Source organism: Bartonella tamiae Th239, from assembly GCF_000278275.1.
GTDB classification, from domain to species: domain Bacteria; phylum Pseudomonadota; class Alphaproteobacteria; order Rhizobiales; family Rhizobiaceae; genus Bartonella; species Bartonella tamiae.
On sequence record NZ_JH725147.1, the window covers coordinates 1,323,709 to 1,339,204 of the forward strand.

Sequence of the window (15,496 nt, forward strand, 5' to 3'; positions counted from 1 at the left end):
TTAAGAAGGGCATCGCGTGACAATGCGGTGCCCTTCGTGTATCGAATGCAAAAGTATTTTTGCTTTTGGAGATGATTGATGAATAAAACCCCACGATACAAACGTATTTTATTAAAAGCGTCTGGTGAAGCGCTTATGGGGGAGCAGAGTTTTGGTATTGACGTTTCAGTTGTAGATCGTATTGCAAGCGATATCGCTGAAGCTCGTGCCTTGGGTATTGAAGTTGGTGTTGTTATTGGTGGAGGAAATATTTTTCGCGGTGTTGCTGTGGCTTCTCACGGTGGTGATCGTGTAACAGGTGATCATATGGGCATGCTCGCGACAGCAATTAATTCTCTTGCTTTGCGTACGTCTCTTACCAAACTGGGTGTTGATGTGGTCGTACTATCCGCCATCGCAATGCCACAAATTAGTGAAAGTTTTTCACAACGTAAGGCGATTGGTTATATGAACCAAGGAAAAGTTGTTATTTTTGCAGGCGGTACTGGAAACCCTTTTTTTACAACTGATTCGGCAGCAGCATTGCGTGCGGCTGAAATTGATGCAGATGCGTTGTTTAAAGGAACGCAAGTTGATGGGATTTACTCTGCAGATCCCAAAAAGGATCCTGAGGCACAGCGCTTTGATCAATTGACACATGAAGAAGTTCTGCAACGCGGTCTTTCTGTTATGGATACAACTGCTGTTGCGTTAGCACGTGAAAATAATATTCCAATTATTGTTTATTCTATCCATGAAAAAGGTGGATTAATGAATGTCATAAAGGGCACGGGACGTTTCACAGTTGTCTCAGAATAAAATAAGTCATAATAAAGGTTTTAAGAGGAGTTTCCAGCATGAGTGAGGTTAAAAACATTGATGACCTTAAGCGTCGTATGGATGGTGCAATATCATCTTTTAAACATGAATTAACAGGTTTGCGGACGGGGAGGGCTTCTGCAAGTTTGTTGGAACCGCTGATAGTTGAGGCTTATGGCTCTGTCGTTCCAATCAACCAAGTTGCTAACATATCGGTTCCAGAAGCACGTATGTTGTCTGTGTCTGTTTGGGATAAATCGATGGTAGGTGCAGTTGAAAAAGCCATTCGTGAAGCTGGATTAGGATTAAATCCAATTACCGATGGGACGAATTTACGTGTTCCACTGCCAGAGCTTAATGAAGAGAGGCGTAAGGAACTGGTAAAAATCGCGCATCAATATGCTGAACAGGCGAAGGTCGCGGTACGCCATGTTCGTCGTGATGGAATGGACGTACTAAAAAAAGCTGAAAAAGAAAGTGAAATCAGTCAAGATGAAAGCCGCAGCATATCTGAAAAGATACAAAAGTTGACTGATGATACGATTGTTGAAATCGATAAAGTATTAGCAGTCAAAGAAACTGAAATTATGCAAGTTTAAATCGTAAAGTTAAGCGAGGTTTCATTTCATGTCTTGTCCACGCCATGTTGCTATAATTATGGATGGAAATGGACGTTGGGCGCGTGCGCGTGCTCTGCCTCGTTATGCAGGTCATAAAGCTGGTGTGAAAGCGCTTCATAAAATTGTTAGACATTCAGCCCATATTGGTTTGGAATGGCTTACGCTTTATGCTTTTTCTTCCGAAAATTGGTCTCGTCCAGTTGATGAAGTCAACTCTCTCATATCCTTGTTAAAATTATTTATTAAACAGGATTTGGCAGAGTTGCATTCCAATAACGTTCGCATTCATATTATTGGCAGTCGAGAAAATATGCCTCATGATATTATGTTATTGCTGCAAAAAGCTGAAACAATGACTGAGGATAATACCGGTCTTAAGCTTGTTATTGCCTTTAATTACGGTGGGCGTGATGAGTTGGTTCGTGCTGTAAAAAGGATTGCTACGTCTATTCAGTCTGGACAGATTGAAATTGATCAAATTTCTGAAAAAACAATTGCACAAAATCTTGATATTGTTCCTATGCCAGATCCTGATCTTATCATTCGAACAAGTGGCGAACAACGTTTGTCTAATTTTTTGTCGTGGCAGTCTGCTTATAGTGAATTATACTTTTCACCTTGCTTATGGCCAGATTTCAATGAAACAGCATTTGATTTAGCATTGTCTTGCTATGCTTCACGCGAGCGCAGATTTGGTGGATTATTAAATTCTGTTATTAAAAAAGAAGCTGTAAAATAATGTTTTTTAATCAAAGGAGCAACGATGTCTAATCTGGTTATGCGCAGCCTGACAGCAATCATTTTAGGAAGTATTGCTTTATGGTTGACATGGGTGGGTGGCGTCCCTTTTGCCTTTTTTTCATGGGTCATTGGTGGATTGGTTCTTTATGAATGGACGAATATAACATCAATAAAATGGAAAATATGGCAAAAACTATGTGTTCTATTATGCTATATTATAATCGGTATTTTTCTTTTTTTTGATTTTTCTGCACCTTTTGTTTTTGGGTTTATCATTCTTTGTGCCTTATTGCTTGGCATTACCTCAGTAAAAACGGCTGGATGGATCAGTGGCGGTTTTTTATATGCTTGTCTACCTGCTGTTTCTCTTGCGTATATAAGAGGAGATGAGCCTTTTGGATTTGGCGCAATCATTTTTCTCTTTGCAGTTGTCTGGGGAACAGATATTGCAGCTTATTTTAATGGACGAGCATTAGGTGGTCCAAAACTTGCACCGCGATTTTCACCAAATAAAACGTGGAGTGGGGCTGTAGGGGGTGCTTTGGTAGGTGTTGCAGGAGGAACTTTGGTTGCATATTTGGCGCTTGATACGAGTCCTGCAAATTTTTTTATCCCCTTACTCGCATTTATATTATCGATTATGTCGCAATGTGGTGATATTGCAGAATCTTGGGTTAAGAGATATTTTAGTGTTAAAGATTCGGGTACTTTTTTGCCTGGTCATGGTGGATTTATGGATCGCGTAGACGGATTGGTCTTTGCAGCAGTTATTCTTTATATTATTGGGGCAATCGTGTCTGATGTTAACGTTCCTTCCAATATGTTTAATATGATTTAATCACGGAGATTATTTTGGAAATTTCAAGTCTCATAAGTGATTTTGGGTGGCCTCTATATAGAGTTATAGCAATTATACTTGCCATTATGGCGATTATATTTGTTCATGAAATGGGACATTATTTGGTTGGTCGACTATGTGGTATTGGTGCATCAACATTTTCCTTAGGGTTTGGGCCTGAACTTTTTTCTTATACTGATAAAAGAGGTATGCGTTGGCGTTTGGCATTGGTGCCGCTTGGTGGATATGTAAAATTTATTGGTGATGAAGATGCAGCAAGTATGGAAACAAAAGCTGGTGCATCACATTTAAAAGGATCATTTGCTGCAGCCAATGCATGGAAACGAGCAGCAACAGTCTTTGCTGGTCCCTTTTTTAATGCACTTTTTACAGTGGCAATCCTTTCTTTCTTTTTCTTTTCTTATGGACGGATTGTCATTGAACCCGTGGTGGGTTCTCTTGTTGATGGCGCTCCTGCAAGTGCTTCTGGTTTAATGCCGGGAGACCGTTTTAAAGAAATTAACGGTAAACCCGTTGAGAGTTTTCAAGATCTTATTGCTTATGTTTCTTTTGAAGGTGACAAACCTGTTATATTTAAAATGGAGAGGAATGATCAATTTTTTAATGTTACAATACGTCCTGAGGTAACAATACGTGATGATGGTTTTGGTAATAAAGTTAGAGTTGGTATGATTGGTGTTGGAGCGCCAACGGATCCGAATAATCCAATGCGTATTGATCCTGCTTATCAAAAACAAATGCGTTATGGTTTTTTTACAGCAATTTCAGAAGCAACGGATCGTTCTGTATTTATTGTGACACAAACAGTAAAATTTATTGGCCGTCTTATCATAGGTCAGGAAGATCGTTGTCAATTAAGTGGACCCTCAAAAACTGCCAATATCGCATGGCAAGTTAGTGAAACAGGCTTTATGTCGCTTTTGAATTTTACTGCTTTTTTGTCGATTGGTATTGGCTTAATTAATCTTTTTCCAGTGCCACCATTAGATGGCGGACATCTTGTTTTTTATCTTATAGAAGGAATAATCGGTAGACCCGTGCCTAAACCAATACAGGAATTTATCTTTAAAATTGGTTTGCTTGCGGTACTCGCCTTTATGATATTTGCTATATCAAATGATTATTTATGTTGGTTTGGTGGATAAAGTTATGATAAACACCGCAATAATGATAAAAAAGCACATTTGATGGGGGATATTGTTAACCATATTTACGAAATGCCGTGACATAGATGCCACGATTGCTAAAGAAGTAAATAGTTTTTAACCGAAAGCCTTGCTTGTATAAAAAAACACGTTATTAGGGTAATATAAGCATTTTAGACATTATTTGTCTTGAGATAAAAGAAACAAGGGTAATAAAGCCAATGAAGGCCAATTCGAAATTTCTTAGCGCAGCATCCGCGCTAGCACTTACGGTGGCAATGAGTGTGCCTGCTGCGGTAGCAGTTTCAGTTGCAACAGTAAGTATTGCTAAAGCGGCTGTGGTGCGTTCTATTGATGTTCGCGGTATTCAGCGCGTTGACGCTCAGACGATTCGGGACAATATTGATATTCAGGTCGGAAAAAACTTTTCTAGTCGTGATATTGACGAATCTGTAAAACGTCTTTTTGCCATGGGTTTGTTTTCAGATGTGAAAATTAATCAATCTGGCAATCGACTCATTGTTTCTGTTAAAGAATATGAAGTCGTCAATCAAATTTTGTTTCAAGGAAATAAAAAAGTTAAAGATCCTGATCTTGAACGTGTGATCTCATTGAAGCCACGTGAAGCTTTTGATCCTGTAAAGCTTGCTTCAGATGAGCAAACAATTCGTGAAGCCTATCGTTACGTTGGGCGTAATGATACAGCTGTAACTGCTCAGACGATTGATTTAGGGCAAGGTCGCGTCAATGTTGTTTTCAAGATTGATGAGGGACAAAAAACAAAAATTGATGATATTACTTTTGAAGGTAATGAAGCTTTTGGAGATCGTCGTCTTCGTGATATTATTGCAACGAAACGTTCTGGCATATTGTCATGGTTGACTCGTGGTGATGTTTACAGTGAAGACCGATTGGCTGCTGATGAAGAAGCTCTTCGGCGTTTTTATTATAACCGTGGTTATGCCGACTTTCAGGTTGTTTCGGCAAATGCAGTTTTTGATGAAGCGAGCAATTCTTATAAAATCAACTTTGTTGTTGATGAGGGGCAACGTTATACATTAGGTGATGTTGAAGTTGATAGTACAGTAGAGGGTATCGATACTCAATCAATGCAAAACGCGCTTAAAACACATTCAGGTGATGTTTATAGTGCAAAGCGTATTGAAGATACTGTTTTGGCGCTTAATGATCGTGTGGCAGATTCGGGCTATGCGTTTGCTCGTGTTGAGCCGCGTGGTGATCGTGATTTTAACAATCATACAATTTCTATTGTTTATAATATTGATCAAGGTCCACGCGCTTATGTTGAACGTATTGAAATTCGTGGTAATGATAAAACGCGTGACTATGTTATTCGTCGCGAGATTGATCTAAATGAAGGTGATGCGTATAATCAAACGATGGTGCAACGCGCAAAACGTCGTTTGGAGGCTCTTGGTTTCTTTCAAACGGTCAATGTTTCTACTGCACCTGGTTTAGAACCTGATCAAGTTGTATTAATTGTTGATGTTGTAGAAAAATCTACGGGTGAGTTTTCAATTGGTGGTGGCTATACAACGGGTGGGGAATCGCCTGGTGCTTCTGTGGAAGCTTCGATAACAGAGCGCAATTTCCTTGGTCGTGGTCAATATTTCCGTATTGGGGTCGGTGCAGGTGAGGACGAAGCCCGTAATTATAACCTATCATTTACAGAACCATATTTTCTTGGATATCGCTTGTCGGCTGGATTTGATATTTTCCGACGTACATATCGTATGAATGGTGATTATGATGTGAAACAAACGGGTGGCTCGGTACGTTTTGGTGTTCCCATTACTGATCAATTAACAGGTAGTATCTCTTATAATTATATTCAGGAAGAATATGATCTTGATCATAGCGGGCGTTATAGACGTCTTGCTGAAGCCAATAATACGAAATATGAAGAAGAGCTTGCTAATCGTTATTCTGGTGCGATTATTGAGGCGGCGGACAAAAGCCCTTGGACGCGCTCATCCATTAGTTATGGTCTGACATACAATTCAATTGATGATATGCGCAATCCACATGAAGGTATTTTCATTCGTGGTATTCAAGAATATGCAGGTATTGGTGGTGATGCCAATTTTTTAAAAACATCAGGTAAAGCGATGTTGTACAAGACGGTTTCTGAACAATATGACATTGTTGGTCTTGTATCCATTGGTGGTGGTTATATTCATGAGATTGGAAATGACGGTGTTCGTATTTTTGATATGTTTAAAAACAATTCAGATATGATCCGTGGTTTTAAATATAATGGTATTGGTCCACAGCAAAAATCTAGTAATGGTGATCGTTACTTCCTTGGTGGGACAACGTACATGAATGCAACAGCTGAGCTGCAATTTCCAATGCCGGTTGTTCCTGAGAGTTTGGGTATGCGCGGTGCCGTATTTGCCGATACTGCAACGTTATATGGTAATACATATGATCCAATATATTCTTTTGAAAATCCTGTCACTGGTACAGGAAGTTCATGGCGCGCTTCAGCTGGTTTGAGTCTCATGTGGGCATCGCCTTTCGGTCCATTACGCTTTGATTATGCATGGCCGATTGCCAAAGAAGAGGGTGATCGTGTACAAAACTTTAATTTTGGTGTTTCTACCAAATTCTAATATTCATTTCTCCCGGTCGCATATGTGAGTCGGGAGAGAAAGTTGTTTTGATGGCGGAAGCAATATTTTTTACGCCGTCCCGGCAAATGACGGTCGGTGAAGCGGCTGAGTTAACAGGTGCCGCTATACGTACTCCTGAAATGGCTCATCATGTTATTCATAGTCTTGCATCATCTGATGATGCGCAAGCTGGGTCTCTTATATTTATAGAAAGTCGTAAATTTGCCAAAAGTCTTATTGGCAATTTGGCTGTCGCTGTATTGTGTCCGGAAGATGTTGTACCTAAGGTGCCAGAAGGTATGGCAATTTTAGTTACATCATCACCTCAACGTGATTTTTCTCTTGTTGGAAGAGTTCTTTTCCCAGCCTCTGCAAAGCCTGTTCCATGGACGGGTGAAGGTGGAATTTCAGAAAAAGCCTTCATTCATCCATCAGCAAGTATAGAAAATGGTGCTATTATTGAGGCAGGTGCTGTCATTGGCAAAAATGCAGAAATCGGATCGGGTAGTTTAATATCTGCAAACGCTGTTATTGGTGAAAATTGTCACATTGGTCGTGATAGTTATATCGCACCTTCTGTTTCTGTCCAATACAGTTTGCTTGGCAATCGAGTCTATCTTCATCCTGGTGTGCGCATTGGTCAGGATGGATTTGGTTTTGTTGGTGGACCAAATGGTGTCGAAAAAATTCCTCAGCTAGGACGTGTCATTATTCAAGATGATGTCGAAATTGGCGCGAATACAACAATTGATCGTGGGGCACTGAAAGATACAATTATTGGTGAGGGCACAAAAATTGATAATTTGGTACAAATTGCCCATAACGTTGTCATAGGTCGTTATAGTTTAATTGCCGCTCATTGTGGTATTGCAGGCAGCGCTTCTATTGGTGATTTTACTCAGCTTGGTGGTAACGTAGGACTTGCAGATCATGTTAAAGTTGGTTCTCGAGTGCAAATCGCGGCTGCCAGTGGCGTTATGAATGACGTTCCAGATGGAGAAAAATGGGGTGGGAGTCCAGCCCGTCCATTTAAACAGTGGTTTCGTGAAGTGGCTGCTTTACGGAGCATAAGCAAACCCAATAGGGGAAAATAATTTTATGACAAATTCCGTTGAACAAACAAATTTGAATGCTGTTGATATTGGTAAGCTACTCGCGCTTTTACCACATCGATATCCGTTTTTACTCATCGACCGTATTGTGGATATTGATAAAGATGAGTGTGCTACGGGAATCAAAAATGTGACATTTAATGAACCGCATTTTATGGGACATTTTCCAGAAAATCCTATTATGCCTGGTGTCTTAATTATTGAAGCAATGGCACAGACTGCGGGGGCAATATCTCTTTTGGCAGAAGGAGATGAAAAGCCAGGTGTTGTGTATCTCATGACAGTAGATGGAGCAAAATTTAGAAAACCAGTGATTCCTGGCGATCAATTGAAATTGCATGTTAAAAAAATAAAACAACGTGGTGGAATTAAAAGATTTTCCTGTATTGCTGAGGTCGATGGTCATCGTGTGGCTGAGGCGGAAGTTGCAGCGATGATTGCTGTTCCTGAAGAGTTATAAAATAGGGTTTGTATGTCTAACGTGAAAATTCACCCAACAGCTCTCGTTGAAGAAGGTGCTCAATTAGGACAAAATGTTGATATTGGTCCATTTTGTCATATTAGCGGTGCGGCAGTTATTGGTGATAATTGTCGCTTAATGAGCCATGTTGTTATAATGGGTGCAACCAGTCTCGGGGCTGATAGTATTGTCTATCCACATGCGATTCTTGGATGTGACCCACAAAATAATAAGCATAAAGGTGGACATACAACACTCGTTATCGGAAAAAATTGTATAATTCGTGAAGGAGTCACGATGCATCGTGGCTCTGACTCAAGTGCAAAAACAACTATTGTAGGTGATCATTGTGTGTTTTTAGCCTATGCTCACGTTGCACATGATTGTGTTTTGGGCAATCATGTTACATTTTCAAATAATGTTATGATCGGTGGTCATGTCACTATTGGTGATCATGTTATAATTGGTGGTGGTGGAGCCGTTCATCAATTTTGTCGCGTTGGGCATCATGCATTCGTTGGTGGGCTTGCTGCTTTAGTTGGAGATCTTATTCCTTATGGGAGTGCTATAGGCGTCCATGCTTATCTTGGTGGACTCAATATTATTGGTATGAAGCGGTCTGGCTTAAAACGTCAGGAAATACATGCTGTTCGACATGCAGTTAACATGCTTTTTGATCGAACAAAACCTGTTAGGGAGCGGGCAGTTGATGCACAAAATGCTTATTCTCAATCTGCTGCTGTTGCTGATATTATTTCTTTTATTCAAGAAGATCATAAACGTGCTTATTGTACTCCCAAACTGTTAGGTTTAGATGGATGAAATGACGAGCAATAAGACTGAATCATTTAATGCTCATAAAGTTTTATCACATCGTACTGCCATTATTGCTGGTAATGGGACTTTACCAATCGCTGTTGCTCAAGCTCTTTTTGAATCGGGTCACAATCCTTTTCTTATTCCTTTAAAAAACGAATCTGATCCTTGTCTTTATGCCTATGAACATTGTGAAATTTCAGTCGTTCAGCTTTCTAAACTTATTAAAACTTTAAAAAAAAAGAAAGTTAAAAATGTTGTTTTGGCGGGTGGTGTGAAAAGCCGTCCGAATTTTTACGAGTTGCGTCCTGATTGGATAACGCTGACTGCTTTGCCCGTATTAATGGGCGCTTTGGGTAGGGGGGATGATGCATTACTTAAAGCCTTTATAAATTTACTTGAAAAACACGGCTTTCATGTGGTCGGTGCTCATGAAATTGTTCCAGAAATTCTTGCACCATTTGGCTTTAATTTGACGGATAGGCGTGCCAGTAAAGAAGAATTTAAAGACATTCAACTGGCTCAAGACGCTGCTATTCTTTTGGGAAAACTTGATGTCGGACAAGGCGCTGTTGCTGTTCGTGGCCGTGTTGTGGCTCTAGAAGGTGCTGAAGGAACAGATCATATGCTACGACGCATTCAAGAAATGCGTTTGGAAAAACGGATCCCTTTAAAAGGGGGGGTTTTGGTTAAACTTGCCAAACCACAACAAGAAGAACGTGCAGATTTGCCAACAATAGGACCCAATACTATACAAAATGCTTTCAATTGTGGGTTATCCGGTGTTGCTGTTGAAGCAGAAAAAAGTTTTATTGTAGAATTGAAAGAAACAGTCAATAAAGCAAATGAATTCCATATGTTTATTGAGACTTTTGGAAAAAAAAGTGATGGCTGAGCGGGTATTGAAAATTGCTATTGTTGCCGGGGAAGAATCAGGAGACCTCTTGGCTGCTGATCTTATAGACAATCTTAAGAAAAAAACGAAATGTAAGATTGAGTTAATTGGTGTAGGGGGACATCATTTGCAAAAGTTAGGCTTAAAAAGTTTTTTTGATGCTGATGATATTGCGTTAATGGGATTGGGCTCCGTTTTAAAAAAAATACCACGTTTATTACGTCATATCTTTCAACTTTCTCATTATATTGCGCGTGAAAAACCTGATATTCTCATCATTGTTGATAGTCCTGATTTTACCCATCGAATTGCAAAAAAAGTACGAAAATTGGCACCTAATATTGCAATTGTAAAATATATTGCGCCTTCTGTCTGGGCTTGGCGTCCACACAGAGCAAAAAAGATGTGTGATTTTATCGATCATGTTCTTGTCATCTTGCCTTTTGAAGAACGCGTGATGAAAGAGTTGGATGGACCCCCTGCAACATATGTAGGACACCGCTTGTTAACACACCCTTTTTTAAAAAAAATCGAAAAGGAACGTCAAAATTTACAAAATGATCATAGTTTCAGTAAAACTGTTCTTGTGTTGCCGGGATCAAGACGGTCTGAAATACGCAACTTAATCCCTATTTTTGGGTCGTCTCTTGATATCTTAAAAACACGTCATCCGGATATTCATATCATTCTTCCTACACTGCCTCACCTTGAAAATGAAGTGAGAAACTTAACAAAAGATTGGTCATTTAATTTTAAAATTGTATTAGGAGATGAGGAAAAGTGGTGTGCTTTTTCAAAAGCACGCGTAGCGCTTGCTGCATCAGGTACTGTATCGCTAGAACTGGCACTTGCAAATATTCCGATGGTCTTAGGATATAAAGCGGATTTTTTTTCCAAAATATTTCTTATGCCAAAAATTAAAATTTGGAGTGCCGCACTTCCAAATATTATTTCAGATCAGCCGATTGTTCCTGAATATTTTAATGAGTTTTTGCGACCTGGCATGTTGGCTCGTCAAGTTGAACAACTTCTCAATGATGGTCCCTCACGCCAAGCTCAGCTTAATGGTTTTGAAAATATTTGTGCCATTATGAAGACACATGAATCTGCTGGTGAAATCGCTTCTCAAGCTGTCTTGCCTTATATTACAAATTTGAAATAAAGCATTTTATATCACTGTAAATGCATCTTTATTTTAAAATTTTAAATCAGTGAAGATCTTTTATTATACAAAATATGTCCCCTTGAATTTAGTTTCATTTAAGGAGACATATTTAATGTTTTCTTTAATCGATTGAATGATCTTGAAGATAACCACTTTTGCGTGCATCTGGCATAAGTAAGGCAGAAATAAAAGCAAGAACCATCACGGCTGTAACGTAATAATAAAACGTGCTTTCATAACCAATATCTTTTAGCCATAAGGCAATAGTTTCGGCTGAGCCGCCAAAGATTGCATTCGCAACGGCATAAGAAAGACCAACACCTAAAGCACGAACAGAAGCAGGAAACATTTCTGCTTTTACGATGCCACCAATTGAAGTGTACATGCAAGCAACACAAAGCATGGCGACAATACCAAAAAAAGCAACCCATATGCTTTGAGTGTTACCAATAAGAGTGAGCATTGGAATGGTGAGAAGAATAGATAAAACACTCCATATAAGAAGAGATGTTCTTGTTCCAATTTTATCAGCAAGTGAACCGAAAAGAGGTTGTAAGCACATAAAAATAAATAAAGCACCTGTCATCAATGTGGTCGCCGTGTGACTATTGAATCCTGTTGTAGTGATCAAAAATTTCTGCATATAAGTTGTATAAGTGTAAAAAGTCAAAGATCCACCAGCAGTAAAACCAACAACAAGCAAAAAGGCTTTTCCGTGGTTGCGTAAAAGGCTAAGAACACTACCAGCTTCTTTATTTTCTTTTGATGCAACAGATGCTGTTTCATGAAGAGAACTGCGTAAATATAGGGCTACAATTGCAGCAACGGCACCTATGGCAAAAGGAATACGCCAACCCCATGCGCGAAGTTGGTCTTCACTCAGCCATAAAGCGAGAAGAAATATAACCAGACTTGCAAGAAGTTGACCGCCAACCAGTGTGACATATTGAAATGAGCTGAAAAAACCACGACGCCCTTTTAATGCAACCTCACTCATATAAGTTGCAGTTGTTCCGTATTCTCCGCCGACAGATAAGCCTTGAAGCATGCGCACAATAAGTAATAATATACCGGCCATAATACCGATTGTCTCATATGTTGGTAAAATAGCGATAAGAAGTGAACCAAAACACATAAGCATGACTGAAATAAGCATTGAACGTTTGCGTCCATAGCGATCGGCAACCCGTCCAAAAATCCAGCCGCCAATTGGACGCATTAAAAAGCCAATAAAAAATACACCCGCAGCTTTTAAAAGCTCGGCGACCGTATCGCCATCAGAGGGGAAAAATTGTGATGCAAAATAGATTGATGTAAATGAATAGGCATAAAAGTCATACCATTCCACAAGATTGCCAGATGCACTTGAAACAATAGCTTTAACGCGTTTTCTTCTATCAAGTGCATCGTGAAGTGTATCGGTTCCCATATATTTTTCCTTTTTCAACTTACACGAATAAGTCCGTCTTACAAAAAGCTATCGATTGTGTCATCTGGTTTTAAAGTTATGCAATTAATTGTGTAATGTTTATTTATTGCTATTTTAACCTGAGACATTAGAGCATATCATTCAACTCATTAAATGAGTGACACTTATTCAGCAATCATTGCACATGTAAATTTTGGTATAACTATTTTATGAAAAATTATCTCGAGCTATTATCACATGTTTTAAAAAATGGTGTTGATCGTACTGATCGCACAGGTACGGGTACGCGTTCGATTTTTGGATATCAAATGCGATTTGATTTGTCTGAGGGATTTCCAGCCTTAACAACTAAAAAACTTCATTTAAGATCGATTATTTATGAGTTATTATGGTTTCTTCGCGGTGATACCAATATTGCATGGTTGAAAGAAAATGGCGTTTCTATTTGGGATGAATGGGCAGATGATAACGGGAATCTCGGTCCTGTTTATGGTTATCAATGGCGTTCTTGGCCCACACCTGATGGACGGCACATTGATCAAATATCTAAAGTAGTGGATATGATTGTTAAAACACCTAATTCGCGTCGTTTGATTGTATCTGCATGGAATCCTGCTCTTATAGATGATATGGCTTTGCCACCGTGTCACTGCTTATTTCAATTTTATGTGTGTGAAGGCACATTATCGTGCCAGCTTTATCAACGTTCAGGTGATATATTTTTAGGTGTCCCTTTTAATATCGCATCATATGCCTTGTTGACAATGATGGTTGCCCAAGTAACAGGTTTAAAAGCGGGTGAATTTGTTCATACATTTGGTGATGCTCATCTTTATTCCAATCATTTTGAACAAGCTAAAATCCAACTTTCGCGGCAGCCGACGACACTTCCTCAAATGAAGATTAACCCAGATGTGAAGGATTTATTTGCATTTAGGTTTGAAGATTTCGAGTTGCAAAATTATCACGCCGCTCCTCATATAAAAGCACCGGTTGCAGTATGAAGCCATCATTAGCTCTCATTGTTGCGGTTTCTAAAAATGGTGTTATCGGGCGTGATGGAACGATGCCGTGGAAACTTTCGACTGATCTTCAGCGATTTAAAAAAATAACTATGGCAAAACCAATTATTATGGGTAGAAAAACTTGGGATTCATTGGGTAGGCCTTTACCTGGACGTCTGAATATTGTTTTGTCCAAAGATCAAACATTTAAGCCTAATGGTGCAGTCGTTGTACACACATTGAATGAGGCTTATTCGTTGGGAAAAAAAGAAGCGTTAAGGGCAGGGCAATCTTCTGTTTTTGTTATTGGTGGCGGTGATATTTTTAAACAGTCACTTGAGATAGCCGATTACATCTATATGACAGAAATTTTAAGTGAAATTGAAGGCGACACTTTTTTCCCGTCATTTGATTCATCCAGATGGACAGAAATTCTAAGTGAAACAGTACCTAAAGGTGAAAAAGATAGCCATCCGACACGCTTTGTTATTTATCAACGGTAATAATTATAGAAATAATAAAAAAATGAGAGCTTTTCGTTGAAACTCATCGATTGCATGCCTATAACCATTTATGAGTAAAATTTGCGTGAATGATTTACATAGGACAAGAGGTGACTATGCCCTGGAGCAATCAAAATGGTAACGGCCCGTGGGGTGGCGACGGAAAAAACAATGGTGGCAGCCCATGGGGCGGCAATAGCAATAATAATCAAAATTCAAAAAATCCGTGGGGAAAAAAACCTTCTGGTTCTGGTGGTCAAGGTGGTAGTAGCGGTGGGAATGGTCCCGATTTTGATGATATTTTGCGCAAAAGCCAAGATAAATTAAAACAAGCTGGTGGAGGAGGTATTATTCTCGGTGTTATCCTTTTAGCTGTTTTATTCTGGTTGTTTCAGTCTTTTTATATTGTCCAGCAAAATGAAAGAGCAGTTGAATTGCGTTTTGGAGTTCCAAAAGAAGGCATTATCGGCGACGGGCTTCATTTTCGTTTATGGCCTATAGAAACCTATATGAAAGTACCAACCACAGAAAAAACTATTTCAATAGGCGGATTGCCAGGACAACCACAACAGGCTGACGGTTTGATGCTTTCTAGTGATCAAAATATTGTCTATGTTAATTTTTCTGTTTACTATCGAATTGAAAATCCAGGACAGTATCTTTTCAATGTTAATGATCAGGAAGGTACAATTCGCCAAGTTGCTGAAAGTGCAATGCGTGAGGTGATAGGCAGTCGTCCTGTTGATGATGTTTTGCGTGATAAAAAAGAAGAAGTGGCGAATGATGTGAAAAATATTATTCAATCAACCGTCAATAAGTATCAATTAGGCGTTGATTTAAGCCGTGTTTCTATTAGTGAAGCCGCACCGCCGACAAAAGTGGCCGCTGCTTTTAATTCCGTTCAACAGGCTGAACAAGAGCGTGGTCGGATGATTGAAGAGGGAAATCGTGTGCGTGCCACCAAACGTGGACAAGCTAATGGTGAAGCTTCCCGTACACGTGAAGTGGCAAAAGGTGAAAAAGCACAGATGGTTGAAGAAGCAACGGGTCGAGCTGAACGCTTCCAAGCAATTGCGCGAGAAGCCGCGATATCACCTGAAGCAACGCGTTATCGTATCTATATGGAAACTGTTGGTCACATTCTATCGTCACCGAATAAATTGGTATTAGAACAAAAAAATGGTGGTCCCGTTTCTTACTTGCCATTGAATGAATTAATACGTGGGCAGGGATCTCAACAAACAAAAAACAAGAGCACAACGATGTCAAGGGCTGGTCAACAGACTAGTTCAATCGTGACAGGAGGACAATAA

Annotated in this window: 15 protein-coding genes; 14 read left to right on the forward strand and 1 reads right to left on the reverse strand. The window is 39.5% G+C overall.

Features of this window, described 5'->3' with window-relative positions:
* Positions 1-78 precede the first annotated feature (78 nt).
* The 11 genes from pyrH (at position 79) to lpxB (ending at position 11,244) form a co-directional block, all read left to right on the forward strand.
* Positions 79-798, forward strand: a complete 720-nt coding sequence (pyrH, locus tag ME5_RS05965) for a UMP kinase (RefSeq protein ID WP_008039341.1) — start codon at positions 79-81, stop codon at positions 796-798.
* A gap of 38 nt (positions 799-836) precedes the next feature.
* On the forward strand, positions 837-1,397 hold the full coding sequence (gene frr, locus ME5_RS05970; protein WP_008039343.1) for a ribosome recycling factor: 561 nt from the start codon (positions 837-839) through the stop codon (positions 1,395-1,397).
* A gap of 28 nt (positions 1,398-1,425) precedes the next feature.
* Complete coding sequence (locus ME5_RS05975) at positions 1,426-2,157, forward strand: isoprenyl transferase (RefSeq protein ID WP_008039345.1); 732 nt, start codon at positions 1,426-1,428, stop codon at positions 2,155-2,157.
* Positions 2,158-2,181: 24 nt separating this feature from the next.
* A complete protein-coding gene (locus tag ME5_RS05980) occupies positions 2,182-2,997 on the forward strand; it encodes a phosphatidate cytidylyltransferase (protein WP_008039347.1) in 816 nt (271 codons plus the stop codon).
* A gap of 14 nt (positions 2,998-3,011) precedes the next feature.
* A complete protein-coding gene (gene rseP, locus ME5_RS05985; protein ID WP_008039349.1) occupies positions 3,012-4,163 on the forward strand; it encodes an RIP metalloprotease RseP in 1,152 nt (383 codons plus the stop codon).
* Positions 4,164-4,384: 221 nt separating this feature from the next.
* Positions 4,385-6,799: an outer membrane protein assembly factor BamA gene (gene bamA / locus ME5_RS05990; protein ID WP_008039351.1), complete on the forward strand. Its 2,415-nt coding sequence runs from the start codon at positions 4,385-4,387 to the stop codon at positions 6,797-6,799.
* A 50-nt stretch (positions 6,800-6,849) separates the two neighbouring features.
* Entirely contained in the window at positions 6,850-7,893 is a 1,044-nt protein-coding gene (lpxD, locus tag ME5_RS05995; RefSeq protein ID WP_008039352.1) for a UDP-3-O-(3-hydroxymyristoyl)glucosamine N-acyltransferase, read from the forward strand.
* 4 nt (positions 7,894-7,897) lie between these two features.
* Positions 7,898-8,371: a 3-hydroxyacyl-ACP dehydratase FabZ gene (fabZ, locus tag ME5_RS06000; RefSeq protein ID WP_008039354.1), complete on the forward strand. Its 474-nt coding sequence runs from the start codon at positions 7,898-7,900 to the stop codon at positions 8,369-8,371.
* Between the two features lie 12 nt (positions 8,372-8,383).
* Complete coding sequence (lpxA, locus tag ME5_RS06005) at positions 8,384-9,193, forward strand: acyl-ACP--UDP-N-acetylglucosamine O-acyltransferase (RefSeq protein ID WP_008039355.1); 810 nt, start codon at positions 8,384-8,386, stop codon at positions 9,191-9,193.
* Positions 9,186-10,082: an LpxI family protein gene (locus ME5_RS06010; RefSeq protein WP_008039357.1), complete on the forward strand. Its 897-nt coding sequence runs from the start codon at positions 9,186-9,188 to the stop codon at positions 10,080-10,082. The genes lpxA and ME5_RS06010 overlap by 8 nt, the downstream gene beginning before the upstream one ends.
* On the forward strand, positions 10,075-11,244 hold the full coding sequence (gene lpxB, locus ME5_RS06015) for a lipid-A-disaccharide synthase (protein WP_008039359.1): 1,170 nt from the start codon (positions 10,075-10,077) through the stop codon (positions 11,242-11,244). Before ME5_RS06010 ends, lpxB begins: the two co-directional genes overlap by 8 nt.
* 124 nt (positions 11,245-11,368) lie before the next feature.
* Here lpxB and ME5_RS06020 read toward each other — a convergent pair whose 3' ends face one another.
* A complete protein-coding gene (locus ME5_RS06020; protein WP_008039361.1) occupies positions 11,369-12,676 on the reverse strand; it encodes an MFS family transporter in 1,308 nt (435 codons plus the stop codon).
* A 209-nt stretch (positions 12,677-12,885) separates the two neighbouring features.
* Here ME5_RS06020 and ME5_RS06025 point away from each other — a divergent pair, with 209 nt between their 5' ends.
* From ME5_RS06025 to hflK, 3 genes are all read left to right on the forward strand, one after another.
* Complete coding sequence (locus ME5_RS06025) at positions 12,886-13,680, forward strand: thymidylate synthase (protein WP_008039363.1); 795 nt, start codon at positions 12,886-12,888, stop codon at positions 13,678-13,680.
* Complete coding sequence (locus tag ME5_RS06030) at positions 13,677-14,183, forward strand: dihydrofolate reductase (RefSeq protein WP_008039364.1); 507 nt, start codon at positions 13,677-13,679, stop codon at positions 14,181-14,183. Before ME5_RS06025 ends, ME5_RS06030 begins: the two co-directional genes overlap by 4 nt.
* Before the next feature lie 116 nt (positions 14,184-14,299).
* Positions 14,300-15,496 (forward strand): FtsH protease activity modulator HflK, encoded by a 1,197-nt coding sequence (gene hflK / locus ME5_RS06035; RefSeq protein WP_008039370.1) that lies wholly within the window; start codon positions 14,300-14,302, stop codon positions 15,494-15,496.

Excerpts from the sequence above, each read along its gene's own strand:
- pyrH (WP_008039341.1), top strand. The coding sequence starts at position 79 with ATGAATAAAACCCCACGATACAAACGTATTTTATTAAAAGCGTCTGGT.
- frr (WP_008039343.1), top strand. The coding sequence starts at position 837 with ATGAGTGAGGTTAAAAACATTGATGACCTTAAGCGTCGTATGGATGGT.
- ME5_RS05975 (WP_008039345.1), top strand. The coding sequence starts at position 1,426 with ATGTCTTGTCCACGCCATGTTGCTATAATTATGGATGGAAATGGACGT.
- ME5_RS05980 (WP_008039347.1), top strand. The coding sequence starts at position 2,182 with ATGTCTAATCTGGTTATGCGCAGCCTGACAGCAATCATTTTAGGAAGT.
- bamA (WP_008039351.1), top strand. The coding sequence starts at position 4,385 with ATGAAGGCCAATTCGAAATTTCTTAGCGCAGCATCCGCGCTAGCACTT.
- lpxD (WP_008039352.1), top strand. The coding sequence starts at position 6,850 with ATGGCGGAAGCAATATTTTTTACGCCGTCCCGGCAAATGACGGTCGGT.
- fabZ (WP_008039354.1), top strand. The coding sequence starts at position 7,898 with ATGACAAATTCCGTTGAACAAACAAATTTGAATGCTGTTGATATTGGT.
- lpxA (WP_008039355.1), top strand. The coding sequence starts at position 8,384 with ATGTCTAACGTGAAAATTCACCCAACAGCTCTCGTTGAAGAAGGTGCT.
- ME5_RS06010 (WP_008039357.1), top strand. The coding sequence starts at position 9,186 with ATGGATGAAATGACGAGCAATAAGACTGAATCATTTAATGCTCATAAA.
- lpxB (WP_008039359.1), top strand. The coding sequence starts at position 10,075 with ATGGCTGAGCGGGTATTGAAAATTGCTATTGTTGCCGGGGAAGAATCA.
- ME5_RS06020 (WP_008039361.1), bottom strand. The coding sequence starts at position 12,676 with ATGGGAACCGATACACTTCACGATGCACTTGATAGAAGAAAACGCGTT.
- ME5_RS06025 (WP_008039363.1), top strand. The coding sequence starts at position 12,886 with ATGAAAAATTATCTCGAGCTATTATCACATGTTTTAAAAAATGGTGTT.
- ME5_RS06030 (WP_008039364.1), top strand. The coding sequence starts at position 13,677 with ATGAAGCCATCATTAGCTCTCATTGTTGCGGTTTCTAAAAATGGTGTT.
- hflK (WP_008039370.1), top strand. The coding sequence starts at position 14,300 with ATGCCCTGGAGCAATCAAAATGGTAACGGCCCGTGGGGTGGCGACGGA.